Below are 18400 nucleotides of genomic sequence, written 5' to 3'. Positions count from 1 at the left end.
CCGGCACAGTGTGCGGCGCCTTCACCCCGGCGACGCAACGAGACGGGGGCACCCCCAAGAAGGGAACGGGCCGGTGCCCGCTCTCGCGGGGACCGGCCCGTCGGAAGCAGGCTGCGCGGGCGACCGCTCAGGCGAGCTTCTTCTCCTTCTCGAAGGAGAGGAGCGGCGGCTCCTTGTTCAGGATGACGCCCTCCGTGATCTTGCACTCCTTCACGCCCTCCCGGTACGGGACGTCGTACATGATGTCGAGCATCGCCTGCTCGAGGATGGCGCGGAGGCCGCGGGCACCGCTCTTCCGCCGCATCGCCTCGCGGGCGGTGGCGCGGAGCGCCTCCTTCGTGAAGGACAGCTTCACCTTCTCGAGGTCGAACAGCTTCACGTACTGCTTCGTGAGCGCGTTCTTCGGCTGCGTGAGGATCGTGACCAGGTCGTCCTCGGAGAGGTCCGAGAGCGTCGCGATGATCGGGAGCCGGCCGACGAACTCCGGGATCATGCCGAAGCGAATGAGGTCGGAAGGCTCGATGCGCGCGAGGAGCTCGCCGAGCGACGCCTCCTCCTTCTTCTCGATCTTCGCACCGAACCCGAGCCCCTTCACGCCCACGCGGCGCCGGATCACCTGCTCCAGCCCGCAGAACGCTCCGCCGACGATGAAGAGGACGTTCGAGGTGTCGACCTGGATGTACTCCTGCTGGTTGTACTTCTTGCCGCCGCGCGGGGTGACGTTCGCGCGCGTGCCCTCGATGATCTTGAGGAGCGCCTGCTGCACGCCCTCGCCGCCGACGTCGCGGGTCGGCGACGGCGTGTCGCCCTTGCGCGCGATCTTGTCGATCTCGTCGATGTAGACGATGCCGCGCGCCGCCTTCTCGACGTCGTAGTCGGCGTTGTGGAGCAGGTTCTGGATGATGTTCTCGACGTCCTCGCCGACGTAGCCAGCCTCGGTGAGGCTCGTCGCGTCCGCGATGGTGAACGGGACGTTCAGGAACCGCGCGAGCGACTGCGCGAGGAGCGTCTTGCCGGACCCCGTGGGCCCGATGAGCAGGATGTTCGACTTCTGCAGCTCGACGTCTTCCTGCGCGGCGCGCGCCTGCCCCGGACGCGCCGGACGGGCCGGCTTCTTCGAGTAGACGCGCTTGTAATGGTTGTAGACGGCGACGGACAGGACCTTCTTTGCCTTGTCCTGGCCGACGACGTAGTCGTCGAGGAAGCTCTTGATCTCGGCCGGGGTCGGCAGGGAGACGGCCGGGCGCCCCTCATCGCGTTCTGCCTCTTCCGCGATGATGTCGTTACAGAGCCGGATGCACTCGTCGCAGATGTAGACCGTAGGCCCCGCGATGAGCTTGCGGACCTCCCGCTGTCCCTTCCCGCAGAAGGAACACGAGAGGTTTCCGTGGTGGTGCTCTTTCCGGCTCACAGGTCCCTCGTCCGCTCAGGATGTTACCACCAAACCTCGAGGCCCCGGAATCCGGAGACCCGTGCGTCGAATATAGCCAGGGCTCCGGCGCATCGCCCCACGAAACCCCTCGAGGCGCCGATTCACTTCTCCAGGAGCGCCTCGAGGTCCCTCGCGAGATCCGCGGCGCGCTGCGCCATGCCCCGCGGGACGGCGCCCTCCTCCTCGCACGCATCCGCGAGCCGGCGCGCCGCCCCGGCGAGCCGCGCGAGCCGCTCGCCCTTCTGCGGCGCGGGTGGCGCCGGCGGCGGCCCGAACTTTTCCGCGAGCTTGCGGTTCATCGCCGCGGGCGTGGGCGGCCGCTCGAGGACCTCGTCGCGCAGCTCGCGCCAGCCGGAGTCGGACAGGCGGCCGGCCGCCTCCGCGCGCGACAGCACCTCGATCACCTCGAACGGCGGAGCCTTCGCCTCCGCGTCGGGCGCGTGGACGAGTCTGGGCTCGTGCCGCTCCAGGAACGCGAAGCTCGCGGTCAGCTTGTCCGCGGTCGCGCTCCGGATGAAGAGCTCCTTGGAGCAGTACCGCTCGAAGCTCGGGTACCCCCACTCCCGCCACAGCTCCTTGCGCTTCACCTCTGCGAGGAGGCGTCCGAGCTCCACCCACGCGGACTTGAATCGCTGGGTGCCCTCGAGCACCTTCCGCCGGAAAGACCCCTCGGGCAGGTCCTCGGCGCGGGCGGCGAGCTTCTCGGCGGTGGCGGTCATCGGCCGATCCGGAAGGCGAGCTGGACGGTCGGGCGCTGGCCCGGGAACGAGGGGAAGCTCCAGGCCCGGAGCTGGGCGAGGATGCAGTCGCGGAGCGGCCCGTCCCTGAAGCGCGGCTCGTCGATCCACAGGGCTGCGACCCGGCCGTCGTTGCCGATCGCGAACTCGAGCGGCACGTCGCCGCGGAACTCCGGGGAGCGATCGGCCTCCGCGCGGAAGCACGGGGCGAGCGTCCGCTGCTCGCGCGCGACGACCTGCTGGATCTTCGCGACGTCGAACTGGGCCGCGACCAGCTCGCCGCCCTCGACGGCCCCGCTCGCGGGCCGCCGGCTCGCGACGGCCGGCGACTGCGCGGAGCGCGACCGCTCCCGGGCGGCGTCGGGCGCGCCCGGCGGCGTCGCCGCGCGCGCGTCGGCGTCCAGCGCGACCTCGACGTAGTCGTCGCCGGTCTGCCGCGCCCCCGAGCCGACGCCCACCTTCACCGCCGACGCGAGCGAGATGCCGGCGCCGAAGTCCTCGAGGAGCTCGCTGCGGGAGCCGCCCGCGCGAAGCTTCCAGAGCAGGAATCCGCCCCCGACGCCGCCGGCGACGAGCAGCATCGCGGCGGCGGCGACGAGCGCGGCGTGGCGCCGGTGCTTCCTCGCCTGCAGGAGGCGCGCGCCGGTGACCTCGCGCTCCACCCGGAGCGCCGCCTCCGCCTTCTTGGAGTGCACGACGAACGCGGAGACCTCGCCGACCGGCCGCCACGTGCCATCCCCCGGCGAGACGGGGGTCGTCGCGTCGATGTCGCCGCGGTAGAGCATCGCGGCCAGCGTGCGGGAATCGACCGGGCCGAACACCTCGCCGGCGCGGCGGAAGAGCCAGTCGCCGCCCTCGAGGGCGGGGTCGTCGATGTGGGGCGTCGTCGGAGGCGCCATGCGCGTGGGGTCGGTTTGGAGGGGGGAGGCGGATCGGCTCGCGCCGAGGGGCAGGTGCGGCGAAAATAGCACGCGTGGAAAGGCGGTTCTACGCTCTCCGGCTGCTCTACGACGGCGGCCACTTCCGCGGGTTCCAGCGCCAGCCCGGGCTGCCGACCGTCCAGGAGGCGCTCGAGGACGCTCTCGAGGGGATCGGCGTGTCGACCACGCTCCAGGTCGCGGCCCGGACCGACGCCGGGGTTCATGCCGTGGCGCAGGTGGTCGGCTTCGCGGCCCGTGTGGCGCTCGACCCAGACGCGCTGCGTCGCGCGCTCAACGCCGCGCTGCCACAGGGGATCCTCGTGCTCGACGCGTGGCGCGTCCCGCACACCTTCCACGCGCGCGCGAACGCCCTCACCCGCACCTACGTCTACCTCGTCGGCGCGCCGCCGCCGGAGCCGCTCCTTCCGTACGCGTGGCGGCTCCCGGACGCGCGTGCGTTCCCGGACCTCACGGACGTCGACCTCGACCCGGCGACGCTGCGGTCCTCGCTCGCGCACGCCGTCGGCGAGCACGACTTCGCGGGCTTCGCGCGACCCGGCGAGCAGCGCGGGACGGTGCGCACGCTCCTCTCCGCCGAGGTGATCTCGGCGGACTGGGCGCCGCTCCACGCCATCGTGCTCGAGGGGAAGGGCTTCCTGCGGGCGATGGTGCGGAACCTCGTCGGCTCCGCCGTGACCGCCGGCGTCGGGCGCGCGCCGCCCACGGTGATCCGCGATCTCCTCGCGGCCCGCGGACGCTACCGCGGCGTGCGCGCGCCCGGGTGGGGGCTCACGCTCGCAGCGGTGCGCTATCCACCCGGGCTCCTGGAGCGTCCGGCAGATCCACCGGGATCAGGAAGCCGCCCGGCCGGCGAATGAACGGCCTCCGGACCAGCCGGACGCGCGCGAGCGGACGGGAGCGCGGCGGAGGCAGAGGATGAGCGGGGGCCGCGCCGGCGGAGCGGACGGCGCCGATCACATCGTGCTCCGGTCCGACGGACGGTGGCCGTACTTCGCGAGCAGGTCGGCGACCGCCTCGCGCAGGTAGTCGGACTGCCGCACGCGGGTGCGGCGGGCCAGGTTGCGGAGCTCGGCGGCGAGCGGCCGCGGGAGCCGAACCAGCATCGGCTCGAGCCGGTTCGAGACGTCGGCGGGATTCAGCGCGGTGGCGGCATCGGTGGCGATATCGGCGGGGTGCATGTGCGCTCCTTGCGACATGTGATGACTTCCACCTACACGCTACCACTCGATACCCGGCCAGCAAGAAATCGTCTTTCGGGCGGTTTTCTTGACAGGGTCGTGCGCGGGCCTCGGGACGCCTCGCGTGCCGCAACCGAACCAGGGCCCGACGATGGTGGGAGCTACTCGAAGCGGAGCTGCGCCCCGATGGACGCGGAGAACGTCGCGATCCGCGCCTCGCCGAAGGCGGTGCCGAATCCGCCCGCCGCGTAGACTCCGGACGTGCGCGAGAAGTCGTACGCGATCCCGACGCCGATCATCGGGCCTGCGGCGAGGCGCGAACGGACCGGGACCCACACCCCGGCGTCGAAGAACGTCTTCAGCTCCTCGGTCCCGAAGTACGCGCGGTACCGCACGTCGAGCGCGAGGTTCACGTGCTCGCGGGCGGGATCGTCCCAGGACCGGAGCGCGCCCTGCACGCCGAGGATGAGCTCGTTCCCCTCCCCCGCCACGTCGAACCCGTACGCGAGCCGGAGCGCCGGCCGCCAGGAGGACGCCGTGGGCCGGCCCGAGATCGCCACGGTGTCGTAGGCGACGAGCGTCTCGAGGAACGGGCCGTGCTCGTCGCGGTGGTCGAAGCGGGGCTCGAGCGCGGACGCGGGACCGGCCGGGAGGCACGCGGCGCACAGCGCCGCGATGACCGCGAGCCGGCCCGTCGTCACCCGTGCACCACCGGGAGCGCGATCCCGGCGAGGGCGTTCATCCGCCCGGACCGGAACGGCTCGAGGTCGAGCACCGCGAGCTTGAAGCCCGCCCCCTTCACCGCCGCGGCGAGCTCGGCGCGCCGGGCGAAGGCGGCGTCGAGCTCCCCCTCGCCGACCTCGATCCGCCCGATGTCCCCGTGGTGGCGGACGCGGAAGTCCCGGAGGCCCAGCGCGCGGAGCGCGGCCTCGGCGCGCTCGACCTGGCCGAGCCGCTCCGGCGTCACGGCCGTGCCGTACGGGATGCGCGACGCGAGGCACGCCATCTGCGGCTTGTCCCAGGTGGGCAGGCCGTACGCCGCGCTCCAGGCGCGGACCTCGTCCTTCGAGAGCCCGGCCTCGGCGAGCGGGGAGCGGATCCGCCGCTCGACCGCGGCCTGATGGCCAGGGCGGTGGTCCTTGCGGTCGTCCGCGTTGAAGCCGTCGAGGATCGCGGCGATCCCCTGCGCGCGCGCGGTCTCGTCGCAGAGGCGGTACAGCTCGGACTTGCAGAAGTAGCAGCGGTCGCTGCCGTTCGCGACGTATCTGGGGTCCTCCTGCTCGCGGCTCGTGACCTCCACGTGCCGCACCCCGAGCCGGGCCGCGAGCGCGCGCGCCTCCTCGCGCTCCGCCTGCGGCACCGACGGCGAGTGCGCGGTGAGCGCGATCGCGCCCGCCCCGAGCACCTCGCGAGCCACCGCGAGGACGAAGGTCGAGTCCACGCCCGCCGAGAACGCGACCAGGGCGCTCCCGCAGGCGGCGATGTCCGTCTTCATGCGCGCGAGCTTGGCCTCCGACGCGCTGCGGAGGCCCTCGAGCTGGATGGGGCTCATGACGCCGGGTCTTTTACTCTCGCCCGGCGCGGGGCGCCAGGGCCGCCCGCTACCGGCGCGGCTTCGTCGGCTTCGGGCGACGGGCGGCGACCTTGCGCGGCGCCTTCCGGGCGGCCGCCTTCGCGTCGAGCTTGCGGCGGGCGCCGTTCCGGGCCGCCTTGCCGGCCTTGCCGCGGCGCGGGCGGAGCCCGCCCGTGAGCTTCCCGAACTCGGTGGGGCCGACGTACTTGCCGTCGACGAGCGCCTGGAACACGCGCGTCGCCGCCTCGTCGACGGAGAGCTGGTCGGTGTGGACGGTCACCTCGGGCCGCGTGGGCGGCTCGTAGGGCACGTCGACGCCGGGGATCTCCTTGATCTCGCCGGCCAGCGCCCTCTTGTAGATGCCCTGGGGATCGCGCTGCTGGAGCTTCTCCATCGAGCAGTCGACGAAGACCTCGACGAACCGGCGCGCCTCCTTCCGCAGCTGCTCGCGCGCGTCGCGGTACGGAGAGAGCGCGGCGCAGACCGCGACGCCGCCGGACCGCATCGCCGCCTTCGCGACGAACCCGAGCCGCGCAACCGCCCGGCCACGGTCGTCCTTGGACGAGCCGAGCCCCTCGAGGAGGAGGGCCGCGTCGCCGTCCTCGTCGAGCAGCTCGACCGGCCGCCCCGCCGCGGCGAGCCGCTCCGCCAGGTGCTCGGCGAGCGTGCTCTTGCCGGCGCGGTTCATGCCGGTGAGCCAGATCACGAATCCCGCGCCCTGCTGCGTCTCCATGCAGTCCTCCGGTCGCGCCCCCTCCGGCCGGGTCCGACGGTCCGTCACATCCGTCGGGCGGCTCGGTCGCGGCAGTATACCCCCGAGGAGCTCGACTGCAAAATCGGAGTCCATTTTTGCGCGAATTCGATTCGGCTCGGATTCCGGGAGATTGCGCAATCCCGCAGGGGGTCGCAGTTGCCGTTCCGTCAACTCGAGGCACTGCCCGCCGGCGCGTCGATCGGGCCCGGCAGCCACGCCGGCCAGAGGTCCGCTCGTCGACCGAAGGCGTGAGCCCGGCGGGGGCAGTGCCCGGTCAGGACTCTGCCGGCTGGGCGCCGGCGCAGGCGCAGCCCGCCAGCCGGGCGGTCGGCCGGGAGGTCGCCACGCCGCGTACGAGGTCGATGCGACGACCCGGGATGGCGGCCGGCGTGGCGATCAGCTGGACGAGCTCGAGCGCCGCGAGCGCCGCGAGGGCGGCGACGCCGGCCTGGGGTGGACGGCCGGCGCCGGAGGCGGACCGCGCACACGCGTAGCACGGCGCGCCCGGCGGGACGGAGATCACGGCGCCGCTGTCGCCGTCCGGCTCGACGACGACGTGCGGGATGCCCGCGCGGCGGGCCGCCTCGGCGGCGGCGAGCGCCTGGGCCACGGACGGAGCGCAGACGAGCGCGGCGCCGGGGACGCCGCCCATCGGGTACGCGTCCACCGAGATGAAGGCGGAGAGCGGCGCGAGGGCGGCGCGGGCGGCGTCCGTCCGCGGCGTGCCCACCGCCGACGGCGGGAACAGCCACCCGGCGAGATCGGCGGGCCCGACCGACTCGGGATCGTCGAGCCAGATCCGCCCGACGCCGGCCTGAACGAGCGCGACGAGCGCCGCCGAAGCGACCGCATCCACGCCCACCACCCGGACGCGCGCCGACAGGAGCCGTTCCTGCGCGCCCTCGCCGAAGCCCGGCACGATGAGCTGGCGCGACCACCGCGCCACGCGGTCGTCGCTCAGCGGCACGGATGACCTCCTCGCATGGAGCACCTCACGGCAAGGCGGCGGCGGGGGCCGCCCCCTTCTCGACGACGACCCGGTAGGACCCCGGCGGCTCCGCGGTCAGCGGCTCGACCGCGACGACGCGGTGCCCGTCCTCCTCCGCGCTCCGGGGGACGCTGTCCAGCGGCTCGCCCTCCCGGAGCCAGATCTCGAGCCGGGCTCCAGCGGGGAGGCGCTCGAGGGCGATCCGCGTCTTCACCCATGTCAGCGGACACGCGTACGCCCGGACGTCGAGCCGCACGGCGGGGACGGTCACGCGGCCCCCTGCGGCCGGCTGGAGGTGACCTCGCACGCGACCGCCGCGGTCTCCCCGAGCGGCTGCGTCCCGGCGCACGCGGGACACCCCTGGCGCTTGCGGACGAGCACGAGCCGCCCGCGCGCCCCGCGCGCCTCGTAGGTGAACAGCCGGCCCTCGTACGCGCCGCGCTCGCCCGCGAGCAGGCGGAGCGCCTCCGCCGCCATCAGCGCGCCGGCGAACGCCGCCACGGGTCCGAGGATGCCCGCGTCCGCGCACGACGGCACCGACCCGGCCGGCGGCGGCGCCTCGAACAGGCACCGGAGACACCCGCCGAGGCCCGCGGGCGCGACGGAGAGGATCTGCGCCGTCGTGCGGAGGACGCCGCCGTGCACGAGCGGCCGGCGCGCGCGGAGGGCCGCGTCGTTGGCGAGGAACTTCGTCGCGAAGTTGTCCGAGCCGTCCAGGACGAGGTGGGCGGCGCGGACGAGCTCGACGGCGTTGCCGGCGTCGAACCGCTCGTCGCGGGGCTCGACGGCGACGGACGGGAACAGCGCCCGGAGCCGGGCCGCCGCCACGCGGGCCTTCCGCTCGCCGACGTCGGCCTCCTTGAAGAGGGGCTGCCGGTTCAGGTTCGAGGTGTCGACCGCGTCGTCCTCGACGAGGACGAGGCGCCCCACGCCCGCCGCGGCGAGCGTGAGGAGCGCGGGGCCGCCGAGGCCGCCCGCCCCGATCACGAGGACGCTCTTGTCGGACAGGGACACGGGAGGCCCTATATCCCGCGGGCCGGGCGCGGGCAAGCGCGCCCCCGCGGCGCTCAGAGCGTCAGGCCGCGCCCGTCGCGCGCGGCGCGCCAGAGCGCGGGGAGCGTCTCGACGGCGTCGAGCGCGCCCTGGATGGCCTCGGGCTCGAACCCGGCGAGCCGGATCGCCGTGTCGCACGCGACGACCCGGAGGCCGAGCTCGCGGCGCGCCTCGTCGAGCGTCTCGCGGAGCGAGGCGACCCGCGCCGCGGCCGCCGATTCCGGCGCGCCCTCGTCGAACCGCCCCGCCACCCAGAGCCGGAGCGGCTCGAAGAAGAGCGCGAGCGTGACCGGCTCGCCGAACGCGGCCGCGGTGACGCCCAGCGTGACGGCCTGGTAGCGCTCCTCCCAGCCGCCTCGCTGCAGGAAGATGACCAGCGGACCGGGCGTCACGGGCGGGCTCCGTCGTCCCCGGCCGCCCTCGGATATCCGTGCGGCATCGCGCCCATTGTACCCGCCGCGGGCGTGGCGGGCACGGCGCGTCCCTGCCGCCGGTCGCCGCGCCCGAAAAGGCTCGCGACGGTCCTTGCCGCAAGGTGGCAGGTTCGAAACCTTTGGTGACGGGCCCGAGCGCCCGGGGAGATCTTCACGTGCGAAAGCCACCGTCGATCGCGCCGGCCCGGGGCCGGCTGGCCGTCCTGGTGCCCGGCCTCGGTGCCGTCGCCACCACGCTCATCGCGGGCGTGGAGGCGGTGCGTCGCGGGCTCGCGAAGCCGATCGGCTCGCTGACGCAGATGGGCACGGTGCGGCTCGGGAAGCGCACCGATCGGCGGGCGCCGCTCATCCGCGAGCTCGTGCCGCTGGCCGCGCTCGACGACGTGCGGTTCGGCGCCTGGGACGTCTTCCCGGACGACGCGTACGAGTCGGCGTGCCACGCGCACGTCCTCGAGCACGACCTGCTCGAGCAGCTCCGGACCCCGCTCTCGGCCATCCGGCCGATGCCGGCGGTCTTCTCGCCCGAGTACGTGAAGCGCCTCGACGGGCCGAACGTGAAGAAGGGCCGGACCAAGCTCGACCTCGGCGAGCAGCTCCGGGAGGACATCCGCCGGTTCCTGCGCGATCAGGAGTGCGACCGCGCCGTCATGGTCTGGTGCGCCTCCACCGAGACCTTCCTCGAGCGGTCCGCGGTTCACGGGGAGCTGGCCCGGCTCGAGAAGGCGATGGCGGCGAACGATCCCGCCGTCACGCCCTCCATGATCTACGCCTGGGCGGCGCTCAAGGAGGGCGTCCCGTTCGCGAACGGCGCGCCGAACCTCACGGTCGACGTCCCGGCGCTGCAGCAGCTCGCGAAGAAGCAGGGCGTCGCGATCGCCGGGAAGGACTTCAAGACCGGGCAGACGCTCATGAAGACGGTGCTCGCGCCGATGCTGAAGGCGCGGATGCTCGGGCTCGCGGGCTGGTTCTCGACCAACATCCTCGGGAACCGCGACGGCGAGGTGCTCGACGACCCGGGGAGCTTCAAGACGAAGGAGGTCTCGAAGCTCTCCGCGCTCGAGCACATCCTGCAGCCCGACCTCTACCCGGACCTCTACGGCAAGTTCGACCACAAGGTGCAGATCCACTACTACCGGCCGCGCGGGGACAACAAGGAGGGCTGGGACGCCATCGACATCGTGGGGTGGCTCGGCTACCCGATGCAGATCAAGGTGAACTTCCTCTGCCGGGACTCGATCCTCGCGGCGCCGGTCGCCCTGGACATCGCGCTGTTCCTCGATCTCGCGCAGCGCGCCGGGATGAGCGGGATCCAGGAGTGGATGTCCTTCTACTTCAAGAGCCCGATGGTCGCCGAGGGCCTCTACCCGGAGCACGACCTCTTCATCCAGCTCACGAAGCTCAAGAACACGCTCCGTCACCTGGCGGGCGAGGAGCTCATCACCCACCTCGGGCTCGACTACTACGAGAAGTAGATTAGGAACCCCGCGGAGGGCGCCATGGCCTACGTCGTCGCCGAGCCGTGCATCAGGTGCAAGTACACCGATTGTGTAGAGGTCTGCCCCGTCGACTGCTTCTACGAGGGGCCCAACTTCCTCGTCATCCATCCGGACGAGTGCATCGACTGCGGCGCCTGCGAGCCCGCCTGCCCGACCAAGGCCATCTTCCCGGAGGAGAGCCTCCCCGCGAAGTGGAACGAGTACGTCCAGCTGAACGCCGATCTCTGCAAGGTCTGGCCGAACATCACGGAGAAGAAGGACCCGCTCCCCGAGGCCGAACAGTGGAAGGACGTGGAGGCGAAGCGCGAGTACCTGGAGAAGTGAGCGGCGCCGCCGGCGAGCTTCCGGCGAGCGCCTGCTTTTCCGCTATTGCGCCCGGAACGGGCCTTTGCTAGAAACCCGTCCGCTTCGCCCAGGTGGTGGAACTGGTAGACACACCATCTTGAGGGGGTGGCGCCGTAAGGCGTGCGAGTTCGAATCTCGCCCTGGGCACTTCGAGGGGATCCGGCTTCGGCCGGGTCCCCTTTTCTTTTGACCGGCGCCCTTCGCCGCCGAAGACACGAAGGCCCGGAGCGTCGCCGCCCCGGGCCTCGGTCGAACGCTGCGGTGGACGCAGGCGCGCTAGTGCGACGGCGCGGTGCCGCCCTGCGCAGGCGCCGCCGGCGCCGGGGCCTGGCCGGCCGGCGCGGGGGCCGGAGCGCCGCCCGCCGGAGCCGGCGCGAAAGGCGCGCCGCCGCCGTGCCGCTCCACGACCGAGCTCGTCTTGGACGCCTGGTACGCGAGGGTGAGCGACGTGATCATGAAGATCGCCGCCGAGACGCTGGTCACCTTCCCGAGGAACGTCTGGGAGCCGCGGCCGCCGAAGACGGTCTGCGACGCGCCTCCGCCGAGCCCGGCCATGCCGCCGCCCTTACCGGCCTGGAGCAGGATCACGAGGATGAGGAAGACGCAGACGACGACGTGGAGGATGGTGACGAGGGTGATCAACGGAGTGCACCTTTCACGATGGCGATGAAGTCCTTCGCCTTGAGGCTGGCCCCGCCGACGAGCGCGCCGTCGACGTCGGGCTGGGACATGAGCTCCCGGGCGTTCTCGGGCTTCACCGAGCCGCCGTATTGAATCCGAATCTGGTCCGCGACGGAACCCCCGAGCTCGCGGAGGAGCTTCCGGATGGCCGCGTGGACCTCCTGCGCCTGCGCGGAGGTGGCGGTCTTGCCGGTGCCGATCGCCCACACCGGCTCGTAGGCCACGGTGATCCCCGCGAGCACCTCCGCCGACAGCCCGGCGAGGCCGCCGCGCACCTGGCGCTCGACGACCTCGAGCGTTCGGTTGGCTTCCCGCTCACCGAGCGTCTCGCCGACGCAGACGATGGGCCGGATGCCGGCGCCGAGGAGCGCGCCGACCTTCTTCCGGACCGTCTCGTCGGTCTCGCCGAAGAGCTGCCGGCGCTCGCTGTGACCCACGATGCCGTGGGTGCAGCCGGCGTCGGCGAGCATCGCGGCGGAGATCTCGCCCGTGAAGGCGCCCTGCGCTTCCCAGTGCACGTCCTGGGCGGCGAGCTCGATGCGCGTGCCGCCGATCGCCTGCTTGACCGCGTGGAGCGCGGTGAACGGCGGTGCGACGGCGACCTGCACCCTGCCCGCCGCCTCGCCGACGCCGTCCCGCAGCTCGTTCACGAGCGCGACCGCCTCGGCGGCCGTCTTGTGCATCTTCCAGTTGCCGCAGACGAACGGGATGCGCGCCACGGGCTAGTCCTCCAGCACCTGGATGCCGGGCAGGACCCGCCCCTCGATGAACTCGAGGCTCGCGCCGCCGCCCGTGGAGACGTGCTTCATCTTGTCGACGAGCCCCGCCTCCTCCACCGCCGCGGCGCTGTCGCCGCCGCCGACGACGGTGACGGCCGGGCTCTTCGCCATCGCCTGCGCGACGCCGAAGGTCCCCTCCGCCCAGGGCTTCTGCTCGAACAGGCCCATGGGGCCGTTCCAGAAGACCGTCTTCGCGTCGAGGATCCGCTGCCGGTACCGATCGAGCGTCTTCGGTCCGATGTCGAGGCCCATGAGGTTCGGCGGGATCGCGCGATCGTTCACGACGACGCGCTCGGCGGTCTCCTTCGGCTCCGCGCCGCACACGTGGTCGGTGGGCAGGAGCAGGTCGACGCCGCGGGCCTTCGCGCGCTCCAGGATCTGGCGCGCGAGCTCGAGCTTGTCCTTCTCGACGAGGCTCTTCCCGACCGGGACGCCCTGCGCCTCGAGGAAGGTGTAGGCCATCGCGCCGCCGATGAGCACGGCGTCGGCCTTCGCGATGAGGTTCTCGAGCACCTTGATCTTGTCGGAGACCTTGGCGCCGCCGACGATCGCGACGAACGGCCGGGCCGGGCTCCCGAGCGCCTTGCCGAGGTACTCGACCTCCTTCTGGATCAGGAAGCCGGCGGCCTTCTCCTTCACGAACTTCGCCATCCCCGCGGTCGACGCGTGGGCGCGGTGCGCCGTGCCGAACGCGTCGTTCACCCACACGTCGGCGATGCTCGCGAGCTCCTTGGCGAACTCCTCGTCGTTCTTCTCCTCCTCCGGGTGGAACCGGAGGTTCTCGAGGAGGAGGACCTGACCGTCCTTGAGGTCGCGAACGAGCTTCTTCACGCCGTCGCCCACGCAGTCGTCGGCGAGGATCACGTCCTGCTTCAGCAGCTCCGAGAGCCGCTCCGCGGCGGGCTCGAGCGTGAGCTTCTTGCGGTCCTCGGGCTTGCCCTTCGGCCGGCCGAGGTGGGATGCGAGGATCACCTTCGCCTTGTTCTTCAGGGCGAACTGGATGGTCGGCAGCGCCGCGCGGATGCGCGCGTCGTCGGTGACCTTCCCCTGGTCGTCGAGCGGGACGTTGAAGTCGACGCGAATGAAGACGCGCTTCCCCGCGAGGTTCAGCGAGTCGATGGTCTTGAGCGCCATGGCCCGCCGCCTACTTGGTGACGAGCTTCGCGACGTCGACCATCCGGTTCGAGAAGCCCCACTCGTTGTCGTACCAGGCGAAGACCTTCGCGAAGTTGCCGTCGATGACGAAGGTGCTCGTGGCGTCGAAGATCGACGAGTGCGGGTTGTGGTTGTAATCCACCGAGACGGTCGGGGCCTCGGAGTACTCGAGGACGCCCTTGAGCGGCCCACCGGCCGCGGCCTTGAACGCCGCGTTGATCTGCTCGGCGGAGGCCGGCTTCTCGAGCTCCACGGTGAGGTCGACGAGGGAGACGTTCGGCGTCGGGACGCGGACCGCCGTGCCGTGCAGCTTGCCCTTCAGCGCCGGGATGACCTCGGCGACCGCCTTGGCGGCCCCCGTCGTGGACGGGATCATGGAGAGCGCGGCGGCGCGGGCGCGGCGCAGGTCCTTGTGCGGCAGATCGAGGAGGTTCTGGTCGTTCGTGTAGCTGTGGATCGTGGTCATCAGGCCGCGCTTGATGCCGAAGCTCTCGAGGAGGACCTTCGCGACCGGCGTGAGGCAGTTCGTCGTGCAGGACGCGTTCGAGATGATCTTGTGCTTCGCCGGATCGAGCTGCTGGTGGTTGATGCCGTAGGCGATGGTGATGTCGGGGCCCTTCGCGGGCGCCGAGATGACGACGCGCGGGGCGCCGGCCTTGAGGTGGCCCTCCGCCTTCTCCCGCTCGGTGAACAGGCCGGTGCACTCGAGGACGAGGTCCACCTTGTTCGCGGCGTGCGGCAGGTCGGCCGGCGACTTGATCGCCGTGATCTGGATCTCCTTGCCGTTGACGACGATGCCCTTCTCCGTCGCCTTCACCTCGGCGTTCAGGACGCCGTGCACGGAGTCGTACTTGAGCAGGTGGGCGAGCGTCTTCGTGTCGGTGAGGTCGTTGATCGAGACGAACTCGAGGTCCTTCTCACCGCGCTCGAGCGCCGCGCGAACGATGCACCGCCCGATCCGCCCGAAGCCGTTGATTGCGATCCGCGCCATGTCCCGCCTCCAAGGGGTTGAAAAAAGGTGGCCTAACCTACTTTCCGAGCCTGGGGGTGTCAACGGAATGAAGGTGACATCGCACACGCGCCGCGAGCCCTCTCGCGCGCCGCCCTTGGAGCCGCCGCGCCGGTCGTCCGGGGCTCGATCGCGGCACGCGGGACTCGCGCGGTGCGGTGCCGTGCGCGTTCAGCGCACGAAAGCGTGCGGCGCCGGCATGGCGCCGGCGCCGCGGGTACGTTCGACGGTGGGTCCGGCCTGCCGTCCTACAGCGCGGCGCGCCAGCCCTCCTTCGCCTTGTCGTCGAGGACGGCGGGCGGCGGCGCGTCCTGCACCTCGCCCTCGTGGTCGCCCTTGAGATCCTGCGTGACGAGATCGATGAGCTCGGTCGAGAGGCTCAGGATCTGGTTCGTCGAGTAACCGTTGCCACGCAGCTCCTTGAAGAGCGACTTCGCGAGGATCTTCGTTCCCTTGACGTCGAGCATGCCTGGCACCATTGAGTTTCTCCCGTTACGGCCGTACCGGTCCGTGCGGTGGGGACGCCACCCCGTTCAGCAAGGGTCGCGCCAAGGGCGAATTGTCGGTGACGGGGCCAATGTTTTCATGTAGTTGTCCCCGTCGAGTCCCTGCTTGGAGCCTTCGCCGGGTGCGTAGGATCCTTCGCATCCCCTGCTCGCGTGCGGTGCACGCGCGTACGTCGCTTCGCGGTCCCGAGGAGCCGGTTGCGTTACCGTGTCTCGAACATCCCGCTCTGGCTCGACGAGGATGATGCGCTGCTCGTCCGCCGGGCGGCGGAGCGCCTCGGCGTCTCTGCCGCGAGCCTGTCCGACGTGCTCGTGGTCCGCCGTTCGCTCGACGCGCGCAAGAAGGGCCATCCGCGCTGGCTCGTGAACCTCGAGGTCTCGCTCGAGGGCACGCTGCGCGGCACGCCGGCCGACGTCGCGCCCGCGCCCACCCCGGAGCCCTCCGCCGGACCGGTGCGCCGTCCTGCCGCCGTCCCGGTGATCCTGGGCGCCGGTCCCGCCGGCCTGTTCTGCGCGTGGGGCCTGCTCGAGCGCGGCGTTCCCTCGATCGTGGTCGACCGCGGCAAGACGGTGAGCCCGCGACGGCGCGACGTCGCCGAGCTGATGCGCGCCGGCGCGCTCGACCCGGAGTCGAACATGAACTTCGGCGAGGGCGGCGCCGGCGCGTACACCGACGGGAAGCTCGGGACGCGGATCCACCACCCCGCGGTGCGCAAGGTCGTGGAGCTGTTCGCGCGGTTCGGCGGGGTGACGCGGATCCTCGCGGAGGGGAAGCCGCACGTGGGCTCGGACCTGCTCCCCGGCGCGATCTCCGCGATGCGCGAGGAGCTGGAGCGCGGCGGGTGCGAGTTCGTCTGGGGGGCGCGCGCCGTCGACCTCGAGGTCGCGGGCGGCGCGTTCCGGGGGCTGCGCCTCGCCGACGGCCGCACGATCGACTCGGACCGGCTCGTCCTCGCGCCCGGGAACAGCGCGCGCGAGCTCTTCGAGCTCTTCGCCCGGCGCGGCTGGCCCGTCGAGGCCAAGCCGTTCGCGGTCGGCTTCCGGGCGGAGCACCCGCAGCCGCTCATCGACCGGATCCAGTACGGGATGGAGCGCCGCCACCCGAAGCTGCCGCCGGCGGACTACAAGCTCGCGGACAACCCGCGCGTGGCCGGCGAGCCGCGCGGGGTGTTCTCGTTCTGCATGTGCCCGGGGGGCGTCGTGGTGCCGACGCCGACGGAGCCCGAGATGCAGTGCACGAACGGGATGTCGAACTCGCACCGCTCGTCGCCGCTCGCGAACGCCGGGATCGTCGTGGCCGTCTCCCCCGGGGACTTCGCGGCGGAGGGCTTCGAGGGGCCGCTCGCCGGCCTCGAGTGGCAGCGGAAGTGGGAGCGCGCCGCGTTCGTGCTGGGTGGCGGCGGCTACCGCGCGCCCGCGCAGCGCCTCTCGGCGTACCTCGCCGGCGTGCCGGGCGCACCGCCGGGCCGCACGTCCTACCGGCCCGGGGTCACCCCCGCCGATCTCTCGACGCTCTACCCCTCGGCGGTGCGCGACGCCCTCCGCGCCGGGCTGAGGAGCTTCGAGCGCCGCATGAGGGGGTTCGTGACGGACGAGGCGCTCCTCATCGGGGTGGAGACGCGGACGAGCGCGCCGTGCCGCATCGTTCGCGGGGAGGACCACCAGTCGCCCGGGATCCGCGGCCTGTACCCCGCCGGCGAGGGCGCCGGCTACGCGGGCGGGATCGTCTCGTCGGCGGTGGACGGCCTGCGCGTCGCGGAGGCGATCTGCGCGGAGCTCGGACCGGCATGACCCGCGCCGTGATGAGGTACCGCGTCAAGGATGCGAGCGGGCGCGAGCTCGTCGTGCCGTCGCTGCGAGACCTGCACCACCTGTACGCGCACGGGTTCCTGTCCGACGACGATCTCGTGCGGTCGGAGACGTCCGAGCGCTGGGTCCGGGTCGGCAGCATGCGCGCGCTGGACGGCGTGCGCGAGATCCGGTCGGAGCGGCCCGGCCGGATGATAGCCATCGTCGCGGCGCTCGTGACGCTCGCCGCGGCGATCGGTCTGCTGCTCGCGCGCTAGCCGCGATCCGTCCTCACGAACGGTGTACCCAGCCCCGGCGCGAACCGGCGTTCGCACCCCGCACGCGGGGTGCGAAGGAGCCGGCGCGCCTCGACCCGCCGGTCGGTCCGGGTGGGACGGCGATCTTCGGAATTTTCACCTGCCGTAGTCGTCCTGCACGCGGACGACGTCCTCGACCTCGGGCGTCGACACCTCGAGCACGTCCACGTCGGTGATCGCGCGCATCCGGTGAATCGTGCCGGGCCTCACGTGGTAGCTGTCGCCGGGCTTCATCGGGTGGTCGACCAGCCGATCGCCGTCCTTGAGCACGAGCACCATCTGCCCGCTCCACAGGTGGATCGTCTCGTCCTTCTTCACGTGGTACTGCAGCGAGAGCTGGTTTCCCGCCTTCACGTGCAGGAGCTTCCCGACGTACCGGTCGGTGTGCGCCCACCAGAGCTCGTGACCCCAGGGCTTCTCGACCCGCTTCGGCTTCTCGAACGCGCTCATGTCCCGACCTCGAATCTGCGGTCACCGGCTCTCGGCGACGTAGCCCTTCGCCCCGGTTTCCCGGACGGCGCTCTTGAGGTAACGCTCCGCGGCCGCGCGATCGGGGAAGCGACCGGCACGCACGCGGTAGACGCGGCCCTTGCCCGGCACTTCGGCGACCTCGACCCGCGGCGACAGCCGCGGGTACTTCGCCGCGAGGCGATCGGCGTCGGCGCGGCTCTGCGCCGCCGCGAGCTGGACCGTGTAGCCGCCGCCGCTCCCGGCCGGGCGGCCCGGCGATGCGGCGGCGCGCGCCGCCGCGGCCGGCTTGGCCGCCGGCGCGCTCGCGGCGGGCGGCTCGACCGCTTCCGGGCGGGGCTGCTCGGCGACGGCCGCGGTCACGGTCTCGCCGCCCGCGGGGGCGGCGTCCGCGACCGCGGCGGCCACCGACGGAGCGGCCGCAGGCGCCGGCGCGGCGGCCTGCGGCGCCGCGACGGGCGTCGCCTCGGGTGCGGCCTTCTGCGGCGGCGGCGGCGCGGGCGGCCTCCCCTTCGGGAGCTGATCGTAGAACGTGATCTTCGCCTGCGCGTCGGGCGCCGGGACCTGGTCGAGCGCCGCGAGATCCCCGCCCGGAGCGGCGGTGGCCTGACGGGTCGCGACCTGCCGGCCCACGTTGAAGCCGAGCACGAACACGACCGACAGGATCACGAGCGCGCCGACCACGATCGACGCGATCTGCCTCCCGTCGAGGGACAGCTCGAACTTCTCCCGGACCCGGACGTTCCCGTCGCGCATGAGACACCCG

General features: G+C 72.5%; 23 protein-coding genes and 1 tRNA gene. 6 read left to right on the top strand and 18 right to left on the bottom strand.

Features of this window, described 5'->3' with window-relative positions:
• Window positions 1-127: 127 nt before the first annotated feature.
• The 3 genes from clpX to AMOR_RS27115 all read right to left on the bottom strand — a co-directional run bounded on the left by clpX (window position 128) and on the right by AMOR_RS27115 (window position 3068).
• Window positions 128-1411: an ATP-dependent Clp protease ATP-binding subunit ClpX gene (gene clpX / locus AMOR_RS27125; protein WP_248356160.1), complete on the bottom strand. Its 1284-nt coding sequence runs from the start codon at window positions 1409-1411 to the stop codon at window positions 128-130.
• Between the two features lie 122 nt (window positions 1412-1533).
• Entirely contained in the window at window positions 1534-2151 is a 618-nt protein-coding gene (locus tag AMOR_RS27120) for a hypothetical protein (protein ID WP_248356151.1), read from the bottom strand.
• The gene (locus AMOR_RS27115) at window positions 2148-3068 is read right to left on the bottom strand and encodes an AgmX/PglI C-terminal domain-containing protein (RefSeq protein ID WP_248356149.1); all 921 of its coding nucleotides are present in this window, start codon (window positions 3066-3068) and stop codon (window positions 2148-2150) included. Before AMOR_RS27115 ends, AMOR_RS27120 begins: the two co-directional genes overlap by 4 nt.
• Before the next feature lie 74 nt (window positions 3069-3142).
• On the opposite strand from AMOR_RS27115, the gene truA reads away from it, so the two are divergent.
• Window positions 3143-3967: a tRNA pseudouridine(38-40) synthase TruA gene (gene truA, locus AMOR_RS27110; RefSeq protein ID WP_248356133.1), complete on the top strand. Its 825-nt coding sequence runs from the start codon at window positions 3143-3145 to the stop codon at window positions 3965-3967.
• Between the two features lie 96 nt (window positions 3968-4063).
• Here the strand turns inward: truA and AMOR_RS27105 are convergent, their stop codons facing one another.
• From AMOR_RS27105 to AMOR_RS27070, 8 genes are all read right to left on the bottom strand, one after another.
• Window positions 4064-4288, bottom strand: coding sequence for a ribbon-helix-helix domain-containing protein (locus AMOR_RS27105; protein WP_248356092.1), 225 nt, complete (start codon window positions 4286-4288; stop codon window positions 4064-4066).
• A gap of 161 nt (window positions 4289-4449) precedes the next feature.
• The gene (locus AMOR_RS27100; protein ID WP_248356089.1) at window positions 4450-4989 is read right to left on the bottom strand and encodes a hypothetical protein; all 540 of its coding nucleotides are present in this window, start codon (window positions 4987-4989) and stop codon (window positions 4450-4452) included.
• Window positions 4986-5840, bottom strand: coding sequence for an ATP-dependent sacrificial sulfur transferase LarE (gene larE, locus AMOR_RS27095; RefSeq protein WP_248356078.1), 855 nt, complete (start codon window positions 5838-5840; stop codon window positions 4986-4988). The genes AMOR_RS27100 and larE overlap by 4 nt, the downstream gene beginning before the upstream one ends.
• A 49-nt stretch (window positions 5841-5889) precedes the next feature.
• Window positions 5890-6594 (bottom strand): adenylyl-sulfate kinase, encoded by a 705-nt coding sequence (gene cysC / locus AMOR_RS27090; RefSeq protein WP_248356067.1) that lies wholly within the window; start codon window positions 6592-6594, stop codon window positions 5890-5892.
• A gap of 295 nt (window positions 6595-6889) precedes the next feature.
• Entirely contained in the window at window positions 6890-7582 is a 693-nt protein-coding gene (locus tag AMOR_RS27085; protein ID WP_248356066.1) for a ThiF family adenylyltransferase, read from the bottom strand.
• 25 nt (window positions 7583-7607) lie between these two features.
• Window positions 7608-7874: a sulfurtransferase TusA family protein gene (locus AMOR_RS27080; RefSeq protein WP_248356064.1), complete on the bottom strand. Its 267-nt coding sequence runs from the start codon at window positions 7872-7874 to the stop codon at window positions 7608-7610.
• Complete coding sequence (locus AMOR_RS27075; protein ID WP_248356062.1) at window positions 7871-8617, bottom strand: HesA/MoeB/ThiF family protein; 747 nt, start codon at window positions 8615-8617, stop codon at window positions 7871-7873. The genes AMOR_RS27080 and AMOR_RS27075 overlap by 4 nt, the downstream gene beginning before the upstream one ends.
• A 53-nt stretch (window positions 8618-8670) precedes the next feature.
• Complete coding sequence (locus AMOR_RS27070; RefSeq protein WP_248356060.1) at window positions 8671-9048, bottom strand: hypothetical protein; 378 nt, start codon at window positions 9046-9048, stop codon at window positions 8671-8673.
• 197 nt (window positions 9049-9245) lie between these two features.
• On the opposite strand from AMOR_RS27070, the gene AMOR_RS27065 reads away from it, so the two are divergent.
• The 3 genes from AMOR_RS27065 to AMOR_RS27055 all read left to right on the top strand — a co-directional run bounded on the left by AMOR_RS27065 (window position 9246) and on the right by AMOR_RS27055 (window position 11078).
• Window positions 9246-10562: an inositol-3-phosphate synthase gene (locus AMOR_RS27065; protein WP_248356058.1), complete on the top strand. Its 1317-nt coding sequence runs from the start codon at window positions 9246-9248 to the stop codon at window positions 10560-10562.
• A 24-nt stretch (window positions 10563-10586) separates the two neighbouring features.
• Entirely contained in the window at window positions 10587-10910 is a 324-nt protein-coding gene (gene fdxA, locus AMOR_RS27060) for a ferredoxin FdxA (protein WP_248356057.1), read from the top strand.
• A gap of 86 nt (window positions 10911-10996) precedes the next feature.
• Window positions 10997-11078 (top strand) — tRNA-Leu (locus AMOR_RS27055).
• A 129-nt stretch (window positions 11079-11207) separates the two neighbouring features.
• Here AMOR_RS27055 and secG read toward each other — a convergent pair.
• The 5 genes from secG to AMOR_RS27030 all read right to left on the bottom strand — a co-directional run bounded on the left by secG (window position 11208) and on the right by AMOR_RS27030 (window position 15022).
• Window positions 11208-11573: a preprotein translocase subunit SecG gene (gene secG, locus AMOR_RS27050; RefSeq protein ID WP_248356055.1), complete on the bottom strand. Its 366-nt coding sequence runs from the start codon at window positions 11571-11573 to the stop codon at window positions 11208-11210.
• Window positions 11570-12331 (bottom strand): triose-phosphate isomerase, encoded by a 762-nt coding sequence (tpiA, locus tag AMOR_RS27045; protein ID WP_248356049.1) that lies wholly within the window; start codon window positions 12329-12331, stop codon window positions 11570-11572. The genes secG and tpiA overlap by 4 nt, the downstream gene beginning before the upstream one ends.
• A 3-nt stretch (window positions 12332-12334) precedes the next feature.
• The gene (locus tag AMOR_RS27040) at window positions 12335-13525 is read right to left on the bottom strand and encodes a phosphoglycerate kinase (RefSeq protein WP_248356048.1); all 1191 of its coding nucleotides are present in this window, start codon (window positions 13523-13525) and stop codon (window positions 12335-12337) included.
• Between the two features lie 10 nt (window positions 13526-13535).
• Window positions 13536-14537: a type I glyceraldehyde-3-phosphate dehydrogenase gene (gap, locus tag AMOR_RS27035; RefSeq protein WP_248356046.1), complete on the bottom strand. Its 1002-nt coding sequence runs from the start codon at window positions 14535-14537 to the stop codon at window positions 13536-13538.
• Between the two features lie 266 nt (window positions 14538-14803).
• Window positions 14804-15022 (bottom strand): hypothetical protein, encoded by a 219-nt coding sequence (locus tag AMOR_RS27030; RefSeq protein ID WP_248356033.1) that lies wholly within the window; start codon window positions 15020-15022, stop codon window positions 14804-14806.
• Window positions 15023-15259: 237 nt separating this feature from the next.
• On the opposite strand from AMOR_RS27030, the gene AMOR_RS27025 reads away from it, so the two are divergent.
• Both AMOR_RS27025 and AMOR_RS27020 read left to right on the top strand, forming a co-directional pair.
• A complete protein-coding gene (locus AMOR_RS27025) occupies window positions 15260-16852 on the top strand; it encodes an NAD(P)/FAD-dependent oxidoreductase (protein WP_248356031.1) in 1593 nt (530 codons plus the stop codon).
• Window positions 16849-17127 (top strand): hypothetical protein, encoded by a 279-nt coding sequence (locus AMOR_RS27020; protein WP_248356029.1) that lies wholly within the window; start codon window positions 16849-16851, stop codon window positions 17125-17127. Before AMOR_RS27025 ends, AMOR_RS27020 begins: the two co-directional genes overlap by 4 nt.
• 135 nt (window positions 17128-17262) lie before the next feature.
• Here the strand turns inward: AMOR_RS27020 and AMOR_RS27015 are convergent, their stop codons facing one another.
• Together AMOR_RS27015 and AMOR_RS27010 are read right to left on the bottom strand one after the other, a co-directional pair.
• Window positions 17263-17616, bottom strand: a complete 354-nt coding sequence (locus AMOR_RS27015; protein WP_248356027.1) for a cupin domain-containing protein — start codon at window positions 17614-17616, stop codon at window positions 17263-17265.
• 21 nt (window positions 17617-17637) lie between these two features.
• Complete coding sequence (locus AMOR_RS27010) at window positions 17638-18390, bottom strand: SPOR domain-containing protein (RefSeq protein WP_248356020.1); 753 nt, start codon at window positions 18388-18390, stop codon at window positions 17638-17640.
• Window positions 18391-18400: the final 10 nt, after the last annotated feature.

The organism is Anaeromyxobacter oryzae (assembly GCF_023169945.1).
GTDB lineage: Bacteria > Myxococcota > Myxococcia > Myxococcales > Anaeromyxobacteraceae > Anaeromyxobacter > Anaeromyxobacter oryzae.
The sequence above is the reverse complement of the archived record's forward strand: the minus strand, read 5'-3'. Positions and strand labels throughout refer to the sequence as shown.